At 68.6% G+C, this 19,491-nt stretch carries 14 protein-coding genes and 1 tRNA gene; 7 read left to right on the top strand and 8 right to left on the bottom strand.

Annotated features, from left to right (window positions below):
- Positions 1–26 precede the first annotated feature (26 nt).
- The gene (gene uvrB, locus NR111_RS07895) at positions 27–2,156 is read right to left on the bottom strand and encodes an excinuclease ABC subunit UvrB (protein ID WP_067714032.1); all 2,130 of its coding nucleotides are present in this window, start codon (positions 2,154–2,156) and stop codon (positions 27–29) included.
- Between the two features lie 126 nt (positions 2,157–2,282).
- Between uvrB and NR111_RS07890 the strand changes: the two genes are divergently transcribed.
- Both NR111_RS07890 and NR111_RS07885 read left to right on the top strand, forming a co-directional pair.
- Positions 2,283–3,707, top strand: a complete 1,425-nt coding sequence (locus NR111_RS07890; protein WP_256820485.1) for a DUF4185 domain-containing protein — start codon at positions 2,283–2,285, stop codon at positions 3,705–3,707.
- Position 3,708: 1 nt separating this feature from the next.
- Positions 3,709–5,265 (top strand): DUF4185 domain-containing protein, encoded by a 1,557-nt coding sequence (locus tag NR111_RS07885; RefSeq protein WP_067714029.1) that lies wholly within the window; start codon positions 3,709–3,711, stop codon positions 5,263–5,265.
- A gap of 43 nt (positions 5,266–5,308) precedes the next feature.
- Here the strand turns inward: NR111_RS07885 and coaE are convergent, their stop codons facing one another.
- Positions 5,309–6,397, bottom strand: coding sequence for a dephospho-CoA kinase (gene coaE / locus NR111_RS07880; protein ID WP_067714027.1), 1,089 nt, complete (start codon positions 6,395–6,397; stop codon positions 5,309–5,311).
- A 101-nt stretch (positions 6,398–6,498) separates the two neighbouring features.
- Here coaE and NR111_RS07875 point away from each other — a divergent pair, with 101 nt between their 5' ends.
- Positions 6,499–8,061 (top strand): DUF4185 domain-containing protein, encoded by a 1,563-nt coding sequence (locus NR111_RS07875; protein WP_256820484.1) that lies wholly within the window; start codon positions 6,499–6,501, stop codon positions 8,059–8,061.
- A 359-nt stretch (positions 8,062–8,420) separates the two neighbouring features.
- Here the strand turns inward: NR111_RS07875 and rpsA are convergent, their stop codons facing one another.
- On the bottom strand, positions 8,421–9,896 hold the full coding sequence (gene rpsA, locus NR111_RS07870; RefSeq protein ID WP_067714021.1) for a 30S ribosomal protein S1: 1,476 nt from the start codon (positions 9,894–9,896) through the stop codon (positions 8,421–8,423).
- Between the two features lie 142 nt (positions 9,897–10,038).
- On the opposite strand from rpsA, the gene NR111_RS07865 reads away from it, so the two are divergent.
- On the top strand, positions 10,039–10,794 hold the full coding sequence (locus NR111_RS07865) for a class I SAM-dependent methyltransferase (RefSeq protein WP_256820512.1): 756 nt from the start codon (positions 10,039–10,041) through the stop codon (positions 10,792–10,794).
- A 27-nt stretch (positions 10,795–10,821) separates the two neighbouring features.
- On the opposite strand, the gene NR111_RS07860 is transcribed toward NR111_RS07865, so the two are convergent.
- From NR111_RS07860 to polA, 4 genes are all read right to left on the bottom strand, one after another.
- Positions 10,822–11,583, bottom strand: a complete 762-nt coding sequence (locus NR111_RS07860; protein ID WP_067714019.1) for an amino acid ABC transporter ATP-binding protein — start codon at positions 11,581–11,583, stop codon at positions 10,822–10,824.
- Complete coding sequence (locus NR111_RS07855; protein WP_067714016.1) at positions 11,580–12,563, bottom strand: amino acid ABC transporter permease; 984 nt, start codon at positions 12,561–12,563, stop codon at positions 11,580–11,582. The genes NR111_RS07860 and NR111_RS07855 overlap by 4 nt, the downstream gene beginning before the upstream one ends.
- An 11-nt stretch (positions 12,564–12,574) precedes the next feature.
- Positions 12,575–13,477, bottom strand: a complete 903-nt coding sequence (locus NR111_RS07850) for an ABC transporter substrate-binding protein (protein ID WP_067714013.1) — start codon at positions 13,475–13,477, stop codon at positions 12,575–12,577.
- A gap of 86 nt (positions 13,478–13,563) precedes the next feature.
- Positions 13,564–16,350 carry a DNA polymerase I gene (gene polA / locus NR111_RS07845; RefSeq protein WP_256820483.1) on the bottom strand — a complete coding sequence of 929 codons (2,787 nt, stop codon included), beginning with the start codon at positions 16,348–16,350 and terminating at the stop codon, positions 13,564–13,566.
- Between the two features lie 79 nt (positions 16,351–16,429).
- Here polA and NR111_RS07840 point away from each other — a divergent pair.
- From NR111_RS07840 to NR111_RS07830, 3 genes are all read left to right on the top strand, one after another.
- Positions 16,430–16,506, top strand: a tRNA-Leu gene (locus NR111_RS07840).
- Positions 16,507–16,670: 164 nt separating this feature from the next.
- A complete protein-coding gene (locus NR111_RS07835) occupies positions 16,671–17,141 on the top strand; it encodes a MarR family winged helix-turn-helix transcriptional regulator (RefSeq protein WP_067714010.1) in 471 nt (156 codons plus the stop codon).
- The gene (locus NR111_RS07830) at positions 17,138–18,928 is read left to right on the top strand and encodes an MDR family MFS transporter (protein ID WP_256820482.1); all 1,791 of its coding nucleotides are present in this window, start codon (positions 17,138–17,140) and stop codon (positions 18,926–18,928) included. Before NR111_RS07835 ends, NR111_RS07830 begins: the two co-directional genes overlap by 4 nt.
- Positions 18,929–18,964: 36 nt before the next feature.
- Here NR111_RS07830 and NR111_RS07825 read toward each other — a convergent pair whose 3' ends face one another.
- Positions 18,965–19,414 carry an SRPBCC family protein gene (locus NR111_RS07825; protein ID WP_067714004.1) on the bottom strand — a complete coding sequence of 150 codons (450 nt, stop codon included), beginning with the start codon at positions 19,412–19,414 and terminating at the stop codon, positions 18,965–18,967.
- Positions 19,415–19,491: the final 77 nt, after the last annotated feature.

Raw genomic sequence — 19,491 nt, 5'->3', positions numbered from 1 at the left:
GTAAACGCGAGAGAAAGCGGCCCAGGTTAGTCGACCCCGGCCTCACGCATCCCCTTGAGTTCCTTACGCAGTTCGGCGATCTCGTCCCGGAGCCTCCCCGCAAGCTCGAATCTCAGGTCGGTGGCCGCGGACATCATCTGCTCGGTCATCTCCTCGATGAGCTTCTCCAGCTCCTTTCGGGGTCGCGCCGACCCGTCGGCCGCCCGGGCGCCCACGAGCTCCGGTCGTGCCCTGGGATCCGCGTCGTCCCCGTGTTCCTCTCCGACCCGGTCGAGGATGTCGGCGATCTTCCTGCGGAGCGGCTGCGGGTCGATGCCGTGCTCGGTGTTGTACGCGACCTGCTTCTCACGCCTGCGATCGGTCTCGTCGATGGCCTGCCGCATGGCCTCGGTGACCGAGTCCGCGTACATGTGGACCTCACCGGAGACGTTGCGGGCCGCACGGCCGATTGTCTGGATGAGCGAGGTGGCCGAGCGGAGGAAACCCTGCTTGTCGGCGTCCAGGATCGCCACGAGCGAGACCTCCGGCAGGTCCAGTCCCTCCCGGAGCAGGTTGATGCCGACCAGGACGTCGTACTCCCCGCGCCGGAGATCTCGGAGTAGTTCCACCCGCTGGAGGGTGTCGATCTCCGAGTGGAGGTACCGAACCCGTATCGCCAACTCGAGCAGGTAGTCCGTGAGGTCCTCCGACATCTTCTTGGTCAGCGTGGTCACCAACACCCGCTCGTCGCGTTCGGCGCGCTGACGGATCTCCCCGGTCAGGTCGTCGATCTGCCCCTTGGTGGGCTTGACCACGATCTTCGGGTCGACGAGCCCGGTCGGCCGGATGACCTGTTCGACGAACTCCCCACCGGCGCGCCCCATCTCGTAGGGGCCGGGCGTGGCGGAGAGGTAGACGGTCTGACCCACCCGGCCGGAGAACTCCTCCCAGGTCAGGGGACGGTTGTCCAGGGCGGACGGCAGGCGGAACCCGAAGTCGACGAGATTGCGTTTGCGGGAGGCGTCGCCCTCGTACATGGCGCCGATCTGCGGCACGGTCACGTGGGACTCGTCGATCACCGTGAGGAAGTCCTCGGGGAAGTAGTCGATGAGCGTGGCCGGCGAACTGCCCGCCGGCCGACCGTCGATGTGCCGCGAGTAGTTCTCGATACCGGAGCAGAAGCCCACCTGCTGCATCATCTCGATGTCGTAGGACGTCCTCATGCGCAGCCGCTGCGCCTCGAGCAGTTTGCCCTGGTTCTCCAGCTCCGCCAGGCGCTCCTCCAGCTCGGCCTCGATGGAGGCGATCGCCTTGGCCATCCTCTCGGGACCGGCGACGTAGTGGGTGGCCGGGAAGATCCGCACCTCGTCGACCCTGCGCACGACGTCACCGGTCAGCGGGTGGATGTAGTACAGCGCGTCGATCTCGTCCCCGAAGAACTCGATGCGAACGGCGAGTTCCTCGTAGGTGGGGATGATGTCGACGGTGTCGCCCTTCGCCCGGAACGTGCCCCGGGTCATGGACACGTCGTTGCGCTCGTACTGGACATCCACGAGCAGCCGGAGCAACTGGTCGCGGTCGACCTCCTGCCCGACGGCCAGCGCCACCGACCTGTCGAGGTAGGACTGGGGTGTGCCGAGACCGTAGATGCACGAGACCGAACTGACGACGACGACGTCGCGCCTGGACAACAGGGACGACGTCGCGGAGTGCCGGAGCCTCTCCACGTCGTCGTTGATGGACGAGTCCTTCTCGATGAAGGTGTCCGTCTGGGCGATATACGCCTCCGGTTGGTAGTAGTCGTAGTAGGAGACGAAGTACTCGACCGCGTTGTTGGGCAGCATCTCGCGCAACTCGTTGGCCAGCTGCGCGGCGAGCGTCTTGTTGGGCGCCATCACCAGGGTCGGCCGCTGCACCTTCTCGATGAGCCAGGCGGTGGTCGCCGACTTGCCGGTGCCGGTCGCACCGAGCAGTACGACGTCGCGCTCCCCGCGTGCGAGGCGTTCGGTCAGTTCCGCGATCGCCGTGGGCTGGTCGCCCGACGGGGTGAACTCACTGACGACCTCGAAGCGGGTCGCACTACGTTCGACATCGCCGATCGGTCGGAACTCCGAGTACGAGAGCACTGTCGGGTCGGCGGGGACCCCGTCGTCGGGGATCTCTGTCGCGAAAGCCATACCACCAGCGTACGAGCAGCCGTTCACCCCCGCCCACCGGTGTCGCCGCAGCGGATGTCAGGGGTGCCAACTACCGTAGCTGTGAGCAACCCCTCACCGTCCCTGTCATGTCGTCTGGAGAACCCCGTGGCCCTCAGCCCACTTCGTCGTCGTACCGCCCGCCCCCACGGCGTACGTCGGCCGATCACGGCGGTCACCGCCGCCTCTCTCGCGGCGGGAGCCCTCACTCTCCTCGCACCGGTCGCCACGGCCGCACCGTGTGACCCGTGGCCCCCGGCCGGCGGCACCGCGGGCGGGTCGGGGTCCCTCTCGGGGTCTCTGGGGGCGCCCACGTCCGCGCCTGCCACCCCGTGGGCCGACGGCGGGAACGGGTACATCCCGGTCCTCCGGGGCCGGACCACCACGGTCGAGTTGCTGACGGGACCCACCAGCCCCAACGACACGGTCGACAGATTCGGCATCTCCGGCACCGACCTGGGAATCCTCTGGGATAACGGCGACGCCTCGGATCCGCAGATGATGATGGCCCTCGGGGACACGATGGGCGACTGTGACGAGCCCGGTGACCAGTGGCGCAGCAACATCCTGTTCCGATCCGGCGATCGCACTCTGGCCGACGGGATGCGCATCACCGACGCGCCGATGGAGCGGCCCGGGATGGCGAAGTCGATCCTCCCCCGCACCGGCCACCCCGACGAGACCACGGTGATCCCCACCGCTGGCGTCGAGGTGGGCGGCACCCAGTACCTGCGGTACATGTCCGTCGAACGGTGGGGTTCGCCCGGTGAGTGGACCACCAACTACTCCGCTCTCGCCCGGTCGACGGACAACGGCGAGAACTGGGTCCCCGTACGCGATACCGCCCGGCGGGGTACCGCACCGATGCCTCTCCCGGTCGACCTGGGCCCGGAGTCCACCACCCACACCGCCGGGCAGATGAGCGCGTTCCTCAAGCACGACGGGTACGTCTACGAGTACCTCACACCCTCCGGTCGGAGCGGGTCCGCACGGCTCGCGCGGGTCCCCGAGAACCGGATCGAGGAGATGGCGGCCTACCGCTTCTGGGACGGCGGCGACTGGGTCGTCGATCACCGCGACGCCGTCCCGGTGCTCGGCGCTCCGACGGTCAACTCGGCCGTGAGCGAGTTGTCGGTGTCCTGGAGTGCGCACCTGGGTCGCTTCATCGCGTTGTACAACAACAGCGCGAACAACATCGTCATGGCCCAGTCCGCCACCCCTTGGGGCCCGTGGTCGGGTGAAGACATCCTGCTCTCGTACCAGCACGTCCCGACCCTCTACGGCGCCTTCGTCCACCCGTGGAGCCCCGCCGTGGAGACCCGCGGCGAGGACCTGTACTTCACCATGTCCACCTGGGACGCCTACAACGTCTTCCTCATGAGGACCGACCTCACCCAGATCCCGCCGCGGACCCTGCCCGACGCCCGGGCGCGGATGCGGACGACCGACGACAGCTGGACCCGCAACACCCCGGACCCGGCGGACACCGGCGAGACCGTCCTGGTCGAGCGTCGGCCCATCCCGGAGGCGTGACATGACCCGACCTCTCCCCCGCCGCCTGAGCTCGGTCGTCGTCGCGTCGATCACGGCCGCCGCGTCGGTCGTGACCCTCGGCACGGTCGGCGCCGGAACCGCCGCGGCCGGCCCGTGCAGCGAGATGTTCGGCAACTTCGGTTCCCTGCTGGAGAACCGGACCGGGGCCGGTATGGGCACCGGTTCCCTCGGCTCGCTCGGGTCCTCCGGTGACGCCGGGTCGCTCGGCTCGACTTCCCGGGCGTTGGGTTCCGCCGACCGCTCGGGATCGCTGGTCCAGCAGTTGGAGACCGGTTCCCTGGGGAACGGACTGTCCGGCTCGCTCGATCCGATGATCGGGTCGGTCTACGGGATGCCACCGTGGATCACCGGAGAGGAGGGCACGGTACCCGTCCTGCGTGGACCCACCCGGTTCGAGCAGCTCGTCACCGGGCCCACGAGTCCCGGGGATTCCATCAACCGGTTCGGAGTGGCCGGAACGGACCTGGGCATCATGTGGGACAACGGTGATCCCGCCGACCCACAGGTCCTGATGGCGTTCGGCGACACCATGGGCGACTGCACGGTGCCCGGCAACCAGTGGCGTTCCAACGTCCTGTTCCGCTCCGCCGACACCGATCTGACCGACGGCATCACCATCGATTCCGCCGCCATGGGCACCGACGGTCTCGCCAAGTCGCTGGTCCCGCGATCCGGGCTGCCCGGTGAGGTCACGATCATCCCGACCTCGGGTATCTCCGTCGACGGTGTCCAGTACCTGCGGTTCATGTCCGTGGCCCACTGGGGTCAACCCGGATCGTGGACCACCAACTACTCGGGGATGGCGTACTCGACGGACAACGGCGAGAACTGGGCCGTCGCCCCGTCTCTGGCCCGCCCCATCACCGACACGGTCCCCCTCGGCGCTGGAGCCCCGGCGGTGGATCCTGCGTGGCGCGGCTCCCAGATGAGCTCGTTCCTCAAGACGGACACGCACCTGTACGAGTACCTCACCCCCTCCGGGCGACAGGGCGGGGCGGTCGTCGCACGCGTTCCGCTCGCCGGTTCCCCGACCGCTGACGAGCTCGACGGATCCGCCACCCCGCCCGCCGCGGGCGTCCTCGACCCCGAGGCGTACGAGTACTGGAACGGCTCGGCATGGGTGTCCGATGTCGGCGCTGCCGAGCGGGTCCTGCCCGCCCCGGCGAGCGAGATATCGACCATGTACAACGAGTACCTCGGGAAGTACACGGCGATGTACTCGCAGGGGTACGACTCGGTGGTCCTCCGCACCGCCGACCGCCCCGAGGGGCCGTGGAGTTCCGCCACCACGCTGGTGGACTATTCGGTGCTTCCCGGCGTCTACGGGGCGTTCATGCACCCGTGGGCGCAGGGCGAGGACCTCTACTACCTCGTCACCACCTGGAACGCATACAACGTCTTCCTCGTGCGCACCCGGCTGTCGGAGGTGTTCCCCGACCCGAACCTGCGCCGGGCCAGCTCTCAGCCGGCGCCGACCGAGGTCGTCCGGCAGGTGCCGGTCTCCGAGTTGGTCGACGGGATGGTCCCGACCGAGTGAGACCCGGCCGGGGGCGGGGCTGCGGACGCGCCCCCGGTCGGCGCTACCGCCCCCGCAGCACGGCCTCGCTCAGGGTGCGCTCCCACTGACGCGTCTCCTCGCGGTCCGCGCGACGCAGGATCTCCGCGTACTCGGCCCGTGCGTCGGGGTCCGCGCCGATCACCTCGGCCATGAGTAGCGAGAACTCGTGCTCGGGGTCGTCCTCTGCCAGGATCGACACCTCCAGCGGCCTGGCGGGGTCGCACCAGTGCAGCAACGGCCGTTCGCTCGACCGATCACGCACGTATCCCGCCTCGGTGAGCGTGCGCAGGGCGACCTCGACCGCTGCCGCGTCCCGCACCGTCACCTGCAGATCGATGACGTCGGGCGCGTCCAGACCCTCGACCGCGGTCGGACCGACGTGGTCGATCCGGGTGGCGATCTTCCCCACCACGTGGCGTAGGCGCGCGCACGCCCGCTCCGCCTCCCCTGCCCACTCGGGACGGAACGGGACGACGGTGCGGTCGCCCACCACGGGGGTCCCGGTGCGCAGGTTGTGTTCGAACGGGCGCAGGCGGACCTCGACCAGGGCGCTGGTGAGGTCCACGGCGGTCTGCCGGTCCCCGGAGTTGTCGATCACCACGTCCGCGGCGGCCCGGCGGGCCTCATCGGTGGCCTGCCTCGACATGCGGGCGCGGGCGTCGTCCTCCGGCATCCCCCGGAACTCCACCAACCGCTGCAACCGGATCTCCGCCGGGGTGTCGACGACGATCACCAGGTGGTAGCCGGGTGTCATCCCGCCCTCCACCAGGAGCGGCATGTCGTGCACGACGATCGCGTCCTCCGGCGCCGAGCCGAACAGCTCCGCCGTCCGCTCCCCGATCAGCGGATGGATGATGGCGTTGAGGGCCGCGGTCCGCTCCGCGTCGACGAAGGCGCGGGCGGCGAGGGCGGCGCGATCGAGTGCACCGTCCGGCCCCAGGATGTCCTCGCCGAATTCGGCGACGAGCATCGCCAGCCCGGGGGAACCCGGTTCGACGACCTCGCGGGCGATGAGGTCCGCGTCCACGACCACCGCCCCCGCCTCCGCGAGCACCGCCGTCACCGTCGACTTGCCGGCACCGATCCCACCGGTCAGACCCACCATCAGCATGACGTGGAGTCTAGGTGACCGAAAGGCGTGCCGGTCCGAGCGACGTAGGTAGGGTCTCACGTGTGAACCGGATTAACTCTGTGCCACGTCTACTCTCTGCGTTGCCTCTCGTTGTAGCACTGGCGATCACGGTGGCTCCCGCCCACGCAGCCGCCCAGTCCGCAGACTCCACGGGTTCCACCGGTTCCACCGGTTCCTCCGGGTCGACCGGGTCGACCGGATCGACCGGGTCCTCGGGCTCGACAGGCTCACTGCTCGGCGAGAGCGGTCCGTGCAACAGCTTCTTCGGGAACATCCCCCCGGGATCTCTCGGCCCCTTCCCCGTCACCGGATCGCTCGCGAACGCGACCAACTCCGTGCTCGACGCCACCGCATCCTCGGTTCGCCGATTCCCCCGATGGGTCACCGGGGCCGACGGCACCATCCCGGTCCTCAAGGGCGCCACGTCCGTACGCCAGCTGGTTACCGGGCCGACCAGCCCCGCGAAGACCGACGAGCTGTACGACATCCACGGCACAGACCTCGGGATCACCTTCACCCACGATGGCGAGACCATGGCCCTGTTCGGCGACACCTTCGGAGACTGCACTCCCACAGACAACCAGTGGCGCTCCAACGTCATGCTCGCCACCGCCGGCGGGAGCCCCGAGAACGGGATGGACGTCCTCAGGGCGGTCCCCTCCGATCCACAAGGGAAGGCCACGGCACTCGTCCAGGGTGCGCACCAGTCCAACGGGACCGGCGAGGTCACCGTCATCCCGACCGCCGCGATCAGCACCGGTGATGACATGTACATGCGGGTCATGTCCGTGCGGGACTGGAACGCGCCTGGCGGCTGGAACACCAACTACTCCGCACTGGTGAAGTCCACGGACGACGGCGAATCGTGGACGGTGCTCACCGAGACGATGCGGCGCGTCACGGATTTCACCGGATGGAACCCGACAGTCCAGTTCGAACCCGCTCCGGACAGCGAGACCCTGCCGCCGGTGGACGGAGACCGCTGGTACGGGGCGCAGATGAGTGCGTTCCTCCTCGACGCTGGTCATCTCTATGAGTACGTGACCCCGTCCGGTCGTCAGGGTCCTGCGATGCTCACTCGGGTTCCGATCGGGCAGATCGAGGACCCCGCCGCGTACGAGTGGTACGCGGGTCCGGGCGCGGGCTGGACCGACGAGCCGACCGGGTACGACGTCATCCCGGCACGCGTCGAGGAACTCTCGGTGCAGTACAACGAGCACCTGGACAAGTACATCGCCATGACGCCCTCGCCGACGGGCGTCGTCTCCATGCGGGTGTCGGAGAGCCCCTGGGGACCGTGGTCCGAGCCACAGACCATCGTCGATCGAAGCATGTTCCCGAACGGCTACGCACCGATGATCCATCCCTTCACCACGGACAACGACAGCCGGTACCTGTACTACACGCTCTCCACCTGGGACGCGTACAACGTCTTCCTACTTCGAACCGACCTCGACGAGTTCGACTTCGCCGCTCCGGACGCGGACCCCCGGACCACCGTGGAGTCCCGTGTCACGGTCAGTACCGCGGCGGAGTCCGGAGCCATCGACGACCGCGGTGTGATCGACGAGGAACGCCTCGAGGAGATCGCGGAGGCCGAGCCCGCCGTCGCCGAGCCGATCGTCGAACCGCCCGGTCGTTGATCGATCGCTGCGCGCCACTCCCGCGCGTCGGGCACACCCCCGCCGACGCCCGTGAGTCCGTCGGGGATGCGACGCAGGGTGGTCACCGCCCCGATCTCACCCGATCCGACATCCACCGCGATGACCCCGGGAGCGGGACGGTCGGTGCGGGCGGCCTCCTCGCCCCCGGCATGACGCGCCACCAGCCAAACCCGGGAGCTCGCATCGCCAAGGGTGCTCACCCGTCCGGCGCGCAAGGCGGCACTTCCGCACTGCGCACGTCACAGACGGGCCACCGCCACCGGAGCGCACCGGGGATAGACGGAGCGGCCCCGCACCGGATACCGGTGCGGGGCCGCTCTCAGATGCCTACTGTGCGATCACTCGCCTCCGGCGAGCTTCGCGCGCAGGGCGGCCAGCTGCTCGTCCGAGGCCAGCGAACCGCCGGTGGACTCGGCCGGAGCGGCCTCCGCCGCAGCCGGACGCGACGACGGGGTGGACTCCGACGAGTAGTTGGTCGGGGCGGCCTCGGCGGCCTCCGCAGCAGCGGCCCGACCCTTCTCGATCTGGGCCGTGTGCATCTTGTGGCGACGCTCGGCCTCCGCGTAGCGGTTCTCCCACTCCTCGCGCTGCTTCTCGAAGCCCTCGAGCCACTCGTTGGTCTCGGGATCGAAGCCCTCGGGGAAGATGTAGTTTCCGGCCTCGTCGTAGCTGTCGGCCATGCCGTACTTCGACGGGTCGAACTCCTCGGCATAGTCCTCGTCCGCCTGCTTGAGCGAGAGCGAGATACGACGACGGTCGAGGTCGATGTCGATGACCTTGACCATGGCGTCGTCGTTGACCGTGACGACCTGGTCCGGGACCTCGACGTGGCGCTCGGCCAGCTCCGAGATGTGGACCAGGCCCTCGATGCCCTCGTCGACACGCACGAAGGCGCCGAACGGCACGAGCTTGGTGACCTTGCCCGGGACGATCTGACCGATCGCGTGGGTCCGGGCGAAGTGCCGCCACGGATCCTCCTGCGTGGCCTTGAGCGACAGCGAGACGCGCTCGCGGTCCAGATCGACGTCGAGGACCTCGACGGTGACCTCCTGGCCCACCTCGACGACCTCGGACGGGTGATCGATGTGCTTCCAGGACAGCTCGGAGACGTGGACGAGGCCGTCGACCCCGCCGAGGTCCACGAAGGCGCCGAAGTTGACGATCGAGGACACGACGCCCTTGCGGACCTGGCCCTTCTGCAGCTGGTGCAGAAACTCGGAGCGCACGGCCGACTGGGTCTGCTCGAGCCATGCACGGCGCGAGAGCACCACGTTGTTGCGGTTCTTGTCCAGCTCGATGATCTTGGCCTCGAGCTCCTGACCCACGTAGGGCAGGAGGTCGCGGACGCGGCGCATCTCCACCAGCGAGGCGGGGAGGAAGCCACGGAGACCGATGTCGAGGATGAGGCCACCCTTGACGACCTCGATGACGGTGCCCTTGACGGCCTCGTCCTTCTCCTTGAGCTCCTCGATCGTGCCCCAGGCGCGCTCGTACTGTGCGCGCTTCTTGGACAGGATCAGACGGCCGTCCTTGTCCTCCTTGGTCAGGACCAGGGCCTCGACCTCATCGCCCACCTCGACGACCTCACCCGGGTCGACATCGTGCTTGATGGAGAGCTCGCGCGAGGGGATGACGCCCTCGGTCTTGTAGCCGATGTCGAGCAGGACCTCGTCACGATCGACCTTGACGATCGTGCCCTCGACGATGTCACCATCGTTGAAGTACTTGATCGTGGCGTCGATGGCGGCGAGGAAGTCCTCAGCGGAGCCGATGTCGTTGACGGCTACCTGCGGGGACGTGGTGTTGGTGGTCATATGGTGGGGTGCTCCGGAGTGGATAGGAATCGTAGCGGACGGGAAGAAAGCGAGCGCGTACGCACGCGACCGTCAACTGTACGCTTCACACGTGACGTCCACAAACCCCCCAGGACATGGAGAGTCGGTCCGAGCCTCACGGATGTGGTGGGACTCGGAGGCGACGGATTACCACCATCACCACGGCGACTTCCTCGGCGCCCACTCCGCCGACGGCGAGTTCGTCTGGTGCCCCGAGGGCCTGCACGAAGGTGACTGGCACCTGCTCGGTGACGTGGAGGGCCGCGACGTGCTCGAGATCGGGTCGGGGTCGGCTCCGTGCTCCCGGTGGATCGCCGGCCGGGGCGCCCGTGCCGTGGCCGTGGACCTCTCGGCCGGGATGCTCCGTGTGGGGGCTGAGGCTGCGAGCCGGGCGACGGGCCCGGCGGCGACCGTACCCCTCATCCAGGCCGACGCCGGCCGGCTGCCGTTCGCGGACGGCAGTTTCGATGTCGCGTTCTCGGCGTTCGGAGCCATCCCGTTCGTGGCGGACTCCGCGGGCGTGATGGCGGAGGCGGCGCGCGTCCTGCGACCGGGCGGCCGGTTCGTCTTCTCGGTCAACCACCCCATGCGGTGGATCTTCCGCGACGATCCGGGCCCGGAGGGTCTGTTGGCCGTGTTCCCCTACTTCGACCGCTCGCCGTACACCGAGTACGACGACGACGGCCAGCTGACCTATGTCGAGCACCACAGGACGGTGGGCGACCGGATCCGCGAACTGGTCGCCGCCGGGTTCGTGGTGCAGGACCTCATCGAGCCGGAGTGGCCGGAGTGGCTGGACCGGGAGTGGGGGCAGTGGAGCCCGCTGCGTGGCGGGATCTTCCCCGGCACGGCGATCTTCGTGGCCACGCTCTCCTGACCCACCCTCGCCGGACCCGCCCCGGCGTCACAGGATCTTGGACAGGAAGTCCTTGGTCCGTTGATGTGACGGCGAGGTGAGAACGTCCGCGGGTGTGCCGGACTCCACCACGACCCCGTCGTCCATGAACGCCACCGTGTCGGCGACCTCCCGGGCGAACCCCATCTCGTGGGTGACCACGACCATAGTCATCCCCGCGTCCGCGAGATCGCGCATCACGCCGAGGACCTCCCCGACCAGCTCGGGGTCGAGGGCCGAGGTCGGCTCGTCGAACAGCATCAGCTTGGGGTCCATGGCCAGGGCCCGGGCGATCGCCACGCGCTGCTGCTGCCCGCCGGACAGCTGGGCCGGGTAGGCATCGGCCTTGGCGGCGAGACCCACCTTCGCGAGCAGGTCGCGGGCCCGCTCGGTGGCCTCCCCACGCGACTGGCCTTTGACCAACATCGGCGCCTCGATGACGTTCTCGAGGGCGGTGCGGTGGAGGAACAGGTTGAAGTGCTGGAACACCATGCCGATGTCCCGTCGCTGGCGGGCTGCCTGCTTCGGGGAGATCTCGAAGAGCTTGTCACCCTTCTCCCGGTAGCCCACCAGCTCGCCGTCGACGTAGAGCCTGCCGGCGTCGACCCGCTCCAGGTGGTTGATACACCGGAGGAAGGTGGACTTGCCCGATCCGGAGGGCCCCACCAGGCACAGCACCTCACCGGCGGCGACCTCGAGGTCGATGCCCTTGAGGACGCGCAGCGACCCGAAGTTCTTGCAGACCTGCTCGGCCCTGACCATCGTCGTCATGCCATCCCTCCCGACTGATCGGTGCCCTTGACCGCGGCGAGGGCGGACGGGGTGAGCCCGTCCGCATCGGCGAGTGCGCGCAGTTGCCGGCCGGTGAGCTTCCGGGTGGCGCCGCGGGAGAAGCGCTTCTCGAGGTAGTGCTGACCCACCATGAGCACGCTGGTGATGACCAGGTACCAGGTGGCGGCGACCAGAAGGAGCGGGATGGGCTGGAAGTTGACGCCCGAGATGTCGCGCGCCTGCCCGTAGAGCTCACCGGAGAACGGGATCGCCACGACGAGTGAGGTGGTCTTGAGCATCGAGATGAACTCGTTGCCCGTCGGCGGGATGATGACCCGCATCGCCTGCGGCAGGATGGTCCGCCGCATCGTCTGGCCCCACGTCATCCCCAGTGCGGTCGAGGCCTCGGCCTGCCCCTCGGGAACCGACGAGATGCCCGCGCGGACGATCTCCGCCATGTACGCGGCCTCGTTCATGGCCAGGCCCACCACGGCCAGCCAGAACGCCGAGTACAGGACCATCGTGTCGTCGAACCGGACGAACTGAAGGTCGGTGAACGGGATCCCGAACTGGACCTGGCGGTACAGGGTGAAGATCAGGCCCCAGAACAGCAACTGCACGTAGATCGGCGTTCCGCGGAAGATCCACAGGTACACCCAGGCGACTGCTTTGAGCACGGGGTTGCTGCTCATCCGCATCACCGAGAGGATGACGCCGAGGACCACGGCGAGGATCATCGACAGCAGCGTCAGCGCGATCGTGTAGAACACGGCCATGCCGAACCTGGTGTCGAACAGGTAGCGGGCGTAGGTGTCCCACCCGTAGGCCGGGTTGGTCGCCGCGCCCCAGATGAACAGGAACACCAGGACCAGTACGACGGTCGCCGACACCCAACGCCACGGGTGCCGGAGAGGCACCGCCCGGATCGGTTCCGGGGCCTCCGCCGCGGGGGCGTCCGCCCCCTTCTGCGCGGTACTCACCTACCGGTCACTCAGCCCTTCCGGATCTCGGCGTCATCGATGAGCCCGGCCTCGAGGCCCCAGTTCTGGGCGATCGTCTCGAAGTCGCCGGTCTCGATGAGCTTGTCGGCGGCAGCCTCGAGGGCGGCGGCGAGTTCCGAGTCCTTGCGGACGGGCCAGCCGTAGGGGGCGGAGTCGAACACGTCGCCGACGAGCTGCATCTTGCCCTCGGACTGCTTGACCGCGTAGGCGGAGATGGGCGAGTCGGCGGACATCGCGTCGACCTTCCCGAGCGCCACGGCGGTCGAGGCCTCGTCCTGGGAATCGAATTGGACCTTCTCGATCGCGGGCTTCCCGGCCGCGACGCAGGCCTCGCTGCGGGCGGGCACGTCCTCCTGGTCGGAGACCGTGGTCCGCTGGACGGCGACGTTCAGGCCGCAGGCGTCATCGGGGTCGACGTCGTTGCCGGCGGCGGCTGCCCACTGGATGCCGGCTTCGAAGTAGGTGACGAAGTCGACGGTCTGGAGCCGCTCGTCGTTGACCGTGAACGACGAGGCTCCCATGTCCATGGTGCCGCCCTCGATCGCCGGGATGATCTTCTCGAAGTCGGACTCGCGGAACTCCGCGCGAAGCCCCATCAGCTGGGCGGCGGCGGTCATCACGTCGATGTCGAAGCCGACGATCTCGCCACTCTCGTTCTTGAACTCGTTGGGCGCGTACGGCGGATTGGTGCCGATCACGATGACGCCCTTGTCACGGATCTCGGCCGGGACGAGTGCGGCGATCTCCTCATCGGTCTCGAGAGACACCTCGTCACGAGGCTCCCCGGAGTCCTGCGGCCCCTCGGTGTTGGTGGTGCAACCGGTCAGCGCGAGGGCCGCGGTGGCGGTCAGGGCCATGGCGGCGCGCAGGCCGCGCCGGGAGGTGATCGTCATGGGGTGCCCTTTCAGGCGTCGTGGAGCCGAATCTGAAATGAACTTAGGGTACAGGTCGGCTGCCGCCCGGCAGGGCAACGGGACGGTCAGTGCGCCGCCGAGTCCCAATCCGGACCGGTTCCGGTCGAGACGTCCAGCGGGACGTCGAGCTCGATAGCCGAGTACATGCGGTCCACGACCAGGCCCCGGACCTCGTCGAGTTCGCCCTCCGCCACCTCGAGCACGAGTTCGTCGTGGACCTGGAGTAGAAGGCGGCTCTTCAGCCCCCGTTCGGTGAGGTCCGCGTCGACCTTGAGCATGGCCGCCTTGATGATGTCGGCGGCCGTGCCCTGGATGGGTGCGTTGAGCGCGGCACGTTCGGCGTTCTCCCGCTTGAGCCGGTTGTCCGAGTTGAGCTCGGGCAGGTAGCGACGCCGCCCGAACAGTGTCTCCGTGTAGCCGTCTCGGCGGGCCTGTTCGACCACTGCGCGCAGGTAGTCGCGCACGCCGCCGAAGCGAGAGAAGTAGGCCTCCATCTGCTCTTTCGCCTCACCCTGGCTGATCCCGAGCTGGGCGGCGAGGCCGAACGCGCTGAGCCCGTAGGCCAGCCCGTAGCTCATGGCCTTGACCCGGCGACGGAGCTCCGGGGTGACCTCGTCGATCGGCACGCCGAACGCGCGCGAGCCGACGAACGAGTGGAGATCCTCCCCCGTCCGGAACGCCTCGATGAGCCCTGCGTCGCCGGACAGGTGTGCCATCACCCGCATCTCGATCTGGCTGTAGTCGGCGGTGAGAAGACAGTCGTAACCCTCACCCACGACGAACGACTCGCGGATGCGTCGACCGTCCTCGGTGCGCACGGGGATGTTCTGCAGATTGGGGTCCGTCGAGGACAGCCGGCCGGTCGCGGCCACGGTCTGGTTGAACGTGGTGTGGATACGCCCGTCGTCACCGATGGTCTTGATGAGCCCCTCGACCGTGGTCCGCATCTTGGTGGTCTCGCGGTGCAGCAGTAGTGCCTCGAGGAACGCCCGTCCCGGGGTGTCGCCCGTCTCCTTGGTGAGCAGTTCCTCCAGCGCCTTGGCGTCTGTGGTGTACCCGGTCTTGGTCTTCTTGGTCTTGGGCATGCCGAGGGTCTCGAACAGCACGACCTGCAACTGCTTGGGCGAGCCGAGGTTGATCTGTTCGCCGCCGATCGCGGCGTAGGCGGCGTCGGCCGCCTGTCGCCCGCGGTCGGCGAAGTCGTCCCTTAACCCGTCCAGGGCGTTGCCGTCCACCGCGATCCCGAGCGATTCCATCCGCGCCAGCACCGGCACGAGCGGCAGTTCCATCTCCGCCATCAGGCGCGCCCCGTGCACCTGCTCCAGTTCCACGTCCAGCCGCTCCGCGAGATTGACCACCGCGCGGGCGCGGGTCGCGGCGGCGTCGGCGTTCTTCTGCTCAGTCTCGGCGTCATCGACATCGTCGAGCAGGGACAGTTGCTTGTCCCCCGCCTCAGCCTCGGGCAGTTCGCGCTGTAGGTGACGTTGGAACAGCTCCGCCAGTCCGTAGCTGCGTTGTCCGGGTCGCACCAGGTAGGCGGCCAGGGCCACGTCCATGGTCACCCCGCCCAACCGGAGCCCGCGTCCCGTCAGTGCGTGCGTGGCGGCCTTGGCGTCGTGGACCGCCTTGGATACCGCGTCGTCGGCCAGCCAGGCGCGCAGCGCCTGCTCGTCGTCCGGCCCGATGTTCGCGAGGTCGAGGTGTCCGGAGGCTCCGCCGGCGGCGGCGATGGTGATGGTCTGCGCGTCGCCCGCGCCGGGTCGGGAGGGCCCGACGACGACGAGGCCGTGCCGCTGCCCGGCCGGCGCGTGGGCGGCGAGCCAGTCGGAGACCTCGCCGGCGTGCAGCACCGAGGCCTGCTCGAGCTCCACCTCGGCGGCGGGCTGGGGGGCGCCCTCCGGCAGGAAGGCGGAGAGGAATCGGTCGCGCGCCTGGGGGCCGAATTCCAACCGGTCGAACAGTGCGTTGACGTCGGCACGCTCCGGGGTGGCGCGGACGAGGTCCCTGATCTCGACGCCCAGGTCCAGGTCACGCGTGAGCTCGGTGATCCGCCGGTTGAGCTGCACCTGGGGCAGGTGCTCGCGGAAGCTCTCACCGACCTTGCCCTTGACCTCGTCCGCGTGCGCGATGAGCTCCGAGAGGGTGCCGTACTGGGTGATCCACTTGGCTGCGGTCTTGTCGCCGACCTTGGGCACGCCCGGGAGGTTGTCGGAGGTGTCACCGCGCAGCGCGGCGACGTCCGGGTACTGGGCCGGTGTCACCCCGTACTTCGCCTCGACGGCGCTGGGTGTGAAGCGGGCGAGCTCGGATACCCCCTTGACCGGATAGAGGACGGTGACCTCGTCGGACACCAACTGCAGAGCGTCGCGGTCCCCGGTGCAGATCAGCGTCTCGGCACCGCCCGAGTGGGTGGCGAGGGTGGCGATGATGTCGTCGGCCTCGTGGCCCTCCAGCGACAGCGTCCGCACCCCCAGCGCCACCAGCGCCTCCTGGATGAGTTCGACCTGCCCCTTGAACTCCTCGGGCGCGGCCGACCGGGTGGATTTGTACTCGGGGTACTCCGCCGTGCGGTGCAGCGTCGCACGGGAGACGTCGAACGCCACGGCCAGGTGCGTGGGCTCCTCCTCGGTCACCAGGTTGGCGACCATCGACAGGAATCCGTACACGGCGTTCGTGTGCTGCCCGGACGCCGTGGAGAAGTTCTCGGCCGGCAGCGCGTAGAACGCACGGAACGCGAGTGAGTGCCCGTCCAGGAGCAGCAGGCGGGTGGGCCCCTCCCCCGCTGTGGCGCCGGAGGTGGCGCCCGAACCGGGGGCGGTGTTGGCTTCTGCGGTCTGACTCGTGGTGCTCACACGGCCACTCTAGGGCGGGCGTCGGACAGACGCTCATCGGTCGTCGGTTAGACTTCCGGACCAGCGGTTCACCGCGTTCGCCCCCGTAGCCCAATTGGCAGAGGCAACGGATTCAAAACCCGTCCAGTGTCGGTTCGAGTCCGACCGGGGGCACCACCGCTCGAGCGAGGTCAGACCCGCTCGTATTCCTCTCATCACCTCATCACCTCATCACCTCATCACCGCCTCCGCCCTCTCCACCCGCGCGCCAGCCGGTGGCGCGGTGGTCCGCGACGCGCGTAATGTTTGCTTGTTGCAAGCAATCGGTTCGAGGAGTCAAGATGGCGATAGACGCGGAACGCGGTGGCCGGTTGGTGGTGGACCTCTCGCGGGTGGTCAAACTCCTGCGTGCGGTCAACCTCTCGGTGCCCCGCTACGACGAGGCCGTCGAGCCGTCCGCGCATCCGCTGCTGTTCGCCATCCATGACGGCCCGGCCCGGGTCACCGACCTGGCCGCCCGAGTCCACACCGACGTCTCGGTGGTGAGTCGCCAGGTCCGCCAACTCGAGACCCGCGGGCTCATCGCAAAGGTCCCCGATCCCGATGACGGACGTGCCAGCCTCGTCACACTCACCGCCGAGGGCACCGATCTCGTCAGCCAAGTGTTCGAGCGCAGTGGTGACTGGATGGCCGGCCTCCTCGAGGACTGGACGCCGGACCGGGCGGACGCCTTCATCGCGGACCTCGCCCGATTGGCCGACTCCCTCCACGCCGAACTCTGCTCTCTCACCTCCGCCGAGGAGAACCGATGACCACTCCCAAGACATCCTCGGTCCACGCAAGCGAGGACGGCGAGTTCACGCACCGCCAGATCCTCGTCATCCTGGCCGGCCTCATGTCCGCCATGTTCCTGGCCAGCCTCGACCAGACCATCGTGAGCACGGCGATCCGCACCATCGCCGACGACCTGCAGGGCCTTGACGCCCAGGCGTGGGTCACCACCGCGTATCTCATGACGTCCACCATCTCGACGCCCCTGTACGGCAAGCTCTCCGACATCTACGGGCGCAAGCCGTTCTTCGTGATCGGCATCGTCATCTTCGTGTTCGGCTCATTGCTCTGCACGCTCGCCACCTCGATGTACATGCTCGCCGTCTTCCGCGGCATCCAGGGACTGGGCGCCGGCGCACTGATGTCCCTGGCGCTCGCGATCATCGGCGACATCATCCCGCCGCGTGACCGCGCCAAGTACCAGGGCTACATGCTGGCGGTCTTCGCGTCGTCGTCGGTACTCGGGCCGGTGATCGGCGGGTTCTTCGCCGGCGCCGACACGATCTTCGGCATCGACGGGTGGCGCTGGATCTTCCTCATCAACGTCCCCATCGGCGCGGCGGCCCTGACCCTCGTGATGATCACGCTCAACGTCAAGAACGTCCGGGTCGACCATCGCGTCGACTGGGCGGGCGCCGCCGCGATCGTCGTCGGACTCGTGCCGCTCCTGCTGGTGGCCGAGCAGGGCAACACCTGGGGGTGGGGATCCCCTGCCGCCCTCGGTTGCTACATCGTCGGGCTGGCCGGCATCGGGCTCTTCCTCATCGTGGAGGCCCGCGCGGGCGACCAGGCCCTCATCCCGCTCCGCCTGTTCCGCGACCGCACCTTCGCGATCGTCACGGTCGGAGGCGTGATCGTGGGTATGGCCATGTTCGGCGGCATGATGACGCTGCCGCTGTACATGCAGATCGTGCACGGCGCCGATCCCATGGAGTCGGGACTCATGATGCTCCCGCTGGTCGCGGGGATGATGGGTGCCTCGATCGTGTCGGGCCAGCTCATCTCCAGGACCGGTCGTGTCCGCGAGTTCCCGATCTTCGGCACGGCGGTGGCCGCTGTCGGCCTGTTCCTGCTGTGGACGATCGATGCCGACACGTCGCTGACGCTGGTGATGGTCTACATGCTGGTGTTGGGCATCGGGCTCGGCAACTGCATGCAGCCGCTCACCCTTATCGTCCAGAACGCCGTGAGTCCGCGGGAGATCGGTGTGGCCACCGCGTCGGCCACCTTCTTCCGTCAGCTCGGTGGCACCGCCGGCGTCGCGGTGTTCCTGTCAATTCTCTTCAGCCGCGTCGGTGGCTCCATCTCGGGCGAACTCAAGCAGGCCGCCGCCGACGGTAGCCTCGCCCGCGGCGTACGGGAGGGCCTCGCCGACCCTGTCCTGCGGCAGGACCCCGACGCGTACGGGATCGTCCGGGCGCTCGCCGACCCGACCACCGGCGCGGGGGCACTGGAGACGGTCACCAAGGACTCCTCGGTGATCAACCGGCTTCCCGAGCTGGTCGCCCACCCCTTCGAGCAGGGTTACGCACTGAGCATGTCCGAGATCTATCTGGTGGCCGGCATCCTCGCCGTGGCCGCCTCGGTGATCCTGGCGTTCATGCCGCAGATCGTGCTCCGGACCGGCTCGGCACAGGCCGAGGCCGCGCGTGAGGCGGCCGCGGCGGCCGCGCCCACGGGGACGGATGTCGAGGCGGCCGAGTCCGCCACCACGACTACGACGAGTCCCTCGGCGGACCGCTCCCGCTCGGCGGACCGGCCGGACTGAGCCCGGCCGGACTGAGCCCGGTCGGAGCCCGGTCGGCTACCCCTCGAGGTCGTCCTTGAGATTGGACAGCAGGGCGTGTTGGATGCGCTTGAGCCCGGCCGGCGCGAAGGTCCGCTCGAAGAATCCACCCACTCCCCCGGCGCCGTCCCACGAGGTGGTCATCTCGACGAGCGCGCCCCCCGTCGCCTCGCGCACCGTGTAGGTGGTGGCCATGGACGAGTTCTCGTCCTTCTCCACGAGTGACCAGTGCGCGGCGGCGTCGTCGACAGTGACGTTGGCCTTGACGTCCCGGCTTCGCTTCTTGGTGGCCTGGAGGTTCCACGCCGCAACGGTGCCGTCCCCCTGTCCACCCTCGATCAGGCGGTAGGCGCTGAACTGCTCGGGCTGGATGCGGGGCCGGACCTGCGCGTAGTCGGCGATCGCCGCGCTCACGGCCTCGACGGGCGCCTCGATGACGATGGTGTTGCTGGCGGTGACCCTGGCCATGATGATGACTCCTCCTCGTCGGTCCGACCGTGTCGCGCCCGCTACCTGACGCGGTGGTGGCGGCGCCCTCGGGTGGG

The sequence above is a fragment of the Dietzia sp. Die43 genome (assembly GCF_024519835.1).
Lineage (GTDB): Bacteria > Actinomycetota > Actinomycetes > Mycobacteriales > Mycobacteriaceae > Dietzia > Dietzia kunjamensis.
The sequence above is the reverse complement of the archived record's forward strand: the minus strand, read 5'-3'. Positions and strand labels throughout refer to the sequence as shown.